Raw genomic sequence first — 2966 nt, forward strand, 5'->3', positions numbered from 1 at the left:
GCTTCCGGTAATTATTTTTGGAACAGCGGTATGTTTATGTTCAAAGCCAGTGTGTACTTGGCTGAACTGAAGAAGTATGCCCCGGAGATGCTGGCTATTTGTGAAAAAGCCATTGAATCTGAAAGCAAGGATTTGGATTTTATTCGTATCGATCCTGAAATTTTCGCGACCTGCCCGGACGACTCTATTGATTACGCAGTTATGGAAAAGACCGAGCATGCGGCCATGATCCCACTAGACGCAGGATGGTCAGATGTTGGCAGTTGGTCATCGCTGTGGGAAACCGCAGACGAAAAAGACGCCAATGGCAATGTCGTTGTCGGTGATGCAATTCTGGAAGGCGTGAACAACAGCTATATTAACGCAGAAGAGCGATTGATTTCGGTTGTTGGTTTGGATGACGTGGTTGTTGTTGAAACCAAAGATGCTGTAATGGTTGCTCACAAAGACAAGGTTCAGGACATTAAGAATGTCGTAAACAAATTAAAAGCCGAACAGAGACCGGAGTTCCAGTTCCACCGCGAAGTATTCCGTCCATGGGGCAGCTATGACTCCATCGACAATGGCGAACGCTTCCAGGTTAAACGTATCACAGTGAAACCTGGCGAAAAGCTCTCTGTTCAAATGCACCATCATCGCGCCGAACACTGGATTGTGGTGTCTGGCACAGCCAGCGTGACTATTGGTGAAAATACCCAGTTAGTTACCGAGAATGAATCCGTTTACATTCCGATTGGCGAGGTTCACGCACTCGAGAACCCGGGTAAGATTCCATTAGAACTCATTGAAGTGCAGTCTGGTGCCTATTTAGGTGAAGACGATATTGTGCGTTTTTCTGACCGCTATGGTCGTACTGAGTCGAAATAAAAGGGCTGTGCAGTGTATGAGTACACCAATTACTTGTTTTAAAGCTTACGACATTCGCGGTGAGCTAAATAGTCAGTTAAACGAAGAAGTCGCCTATCGCATTGGTTTCGCATTCGCCGAAGAACTGAGTGCGAAGACGGTTGTGGTTGGCGGTGATGTGCGTCTGACATCGCACCCACTCAAGCTGGCATTGAGTGCCGGTTTAATCGATGGTGGTGCAACCGTTACCGACATCGGTATGGCGGGAACCGAAGAAATTTACTTTGCAACCAAGCATCTTGGGGTTGATGGCGGCATTGAAGTGACGGCTAGCCATAACCCGATTAATTACAACGGTATGAAGTTGGTTAAGGCGGGTTCAGTACCCATTAGCGGCGATACCGGCTTAAACGCCATTAAAGAACGCGCTGAACAGTTAGATGACGCGTATGTTGCAGATCGCCTTGAGTTCTACGCCAAGAGCGCAAAAATCGACGCAGATGCGTTTTATGCGGGTAAAGCACACATCGCTACGGATATTCTGGCGGAATCCGGCCAGTATCACCGACATGCCAACATGGATGCTTATGCGTCGCATATTTTGTCTTATGTTGATATCAATAACTTCACGCCATTGAAAATCGTGACTAATGCCGGAAATGGGGCTGCAGGTGCTGCACTGGACGCATTGGAGAAAAAGTTATTGGAAAAAGATGTGCCAATTGAGTTTGTGAAGGTTCATCACAACCCGGATGGTACGTTTCCTAATGGTATTCCTAATCCGTTATTACCAGAAAACCGTGCAGATACGGCAAATGCAGTTATTGAACACGGCGCTGACTTTGGTATTGCGTGGGACGGTGATTTTGACCGCTGCTTCCTGTTCGATGCCGACGGTAATTTTATCGAAGGGTATTACATTGTTGGTTTGCTGGCCCAGGCATTTCTGGACAAAGACAGCGACAACAAAATTATTTACGACCCACGTGTGTATTGGAATACCGAAGATATTATTAAGAACGCAGGCGGTACGGCGATTAAATGCAAAACCGGTCACGCTTTTATAAAAGAGCGGATGCGGAAGGAAGATGCTATTTACGGCGGCGAAATGAGCGCTCATCATTATTTCCGGGATTTTGCTTACTGTGATTCAGGTATGATCCCTTGGTTGCTCGTTGCTGAACTGCTATGTACTAAGCAAAAGTCGCTTGCTTCATTGGTTGAAGAGCGTATTGCTGCGTTCCCGTCATCAGGTGAAATCAACAGTAAACTGCAAGATGCCGATGCCGCTTTACAACGCGTGCTGGATAAATATCAACCGTTGGCTGAGGTTATTGACGAAACCGACGGAATCGGTCTTGAGTTCGGTACCTGGCGCTTTAATCTGCGTAAATCAAATACCGAACCCGTTATTCGATTGAATGTTGAATCGAAAGGTGACATACCTTTGATGGAAGCGAAAACAGAAGAACTGCTGGCGTTAATACGTGCTGAGTAGTGCCTGGCTGTAACAGACAAAAAAGCCCCGTGAGCGTAAGCTGACGGGGCTTTTTTAGTATTGGAAGAGAGATTAACGTGCAAATATCATTACAGCGTGTGACAACACCACAATGGTTGTCAGCGACATTCTTAGCTTTGTATAGTCAACGACCATAGTTTTGGGCAGTGTCAGCACCTGTTTGTCGTAGAACATCATCAGAACATAGCTGGCACTCAGTACGCCCAGCACCCAATGCGCCCCGGTTTGTGTGAGACACAGCCATCCGATAATAGTGGGCAGCATGGCGATATACATTTGGTGGCCATTTTTGTTGCTGCTTATCGCGTCATACCAATGAATACCACCGAAAAAAGACAACAAAACAGCAGAGTATTGTGTAAATAAAATGTAAATTAAACTTGTGGGATAGGCATCGAATAACAAGGCCATATTCAAAAGTAGAAAGGGTATTAGACCTGCGTAACCTAATAATTTAGCTTGTAGTTTCATGGTGATAACGTTTCGTTTATAACTTATTAATTTTATATATAGCGTTTGTTTCTATTGTGTTTAAAATTTAGTATAAGAAACAAACAAAAACAGGCCGTTAACGGCGTTGAATTACCAATATATTAATAGA

3 protein-coding genes are annotated in these 2966 nt (G+C 45.0%); 2 read left to right on the forward strand and 1 reads right to left on the reverse strand.

Annotated elements, in window-relative coordinates; genetic code table 11:
- On the forward strand, positions 1-867 hold an 867-nt coding region (locus AC4MRN_RS20255), incomplete at its 5' end, for a mannose-1-phosphate guanylyltransferase/mannose-6-phosphate isomerase (RefSeq protein WP_491204339.1).
- Positions 868-883: 16 nt separating this feature from the next.
- Positions 884-2344, forward strand: coding sequence for a phosphohexomutase domain-containing protein (locus tag AC4MRN_RS20260; RefSeq protein WP_491204340.1), 1461 nt, complete (start codon positions 884-886; stop codon positions 2342-2344).
- Between the two features lie 72 nt (positions 2345-2416).
- Here AC4MRN_RS20260 and AC4MRN_RS20265 read toward each other — a convergent pair whose 3' ends face one another.
- On the reverse strand, positions 2417-2836 hold the full coding sequence (locus tag AC4MRN_RS20265) for a DUF3429 domain-containing protein (RefSeq protein WP_073321339.1): 420 nt from the start codon (positions 2834-2836) through the stop codon (positions 2417-2419).
- Positions 2837-2966: the final 130 nt, after the last annotated feature.

The organism is Marisediminitalea sp. (assembly GCF_984433645.1).

Coding starts and splice junctions, on each gene's coding strand:
- AC4MRN_RS20260 (WP_491204340.1), top strand. CDS start 884: ATGAGTACACCAATTACTTGTTTTAAAGCTTACGACATTCGCGGTGAG.
- AC4MRN_RS20265 (WP_073321339.1), bottom strand. CDS start 2,836: ATGAAACTACAAGCTAAATTATTAGGTTACGCAGGTCTAATACCCTTT.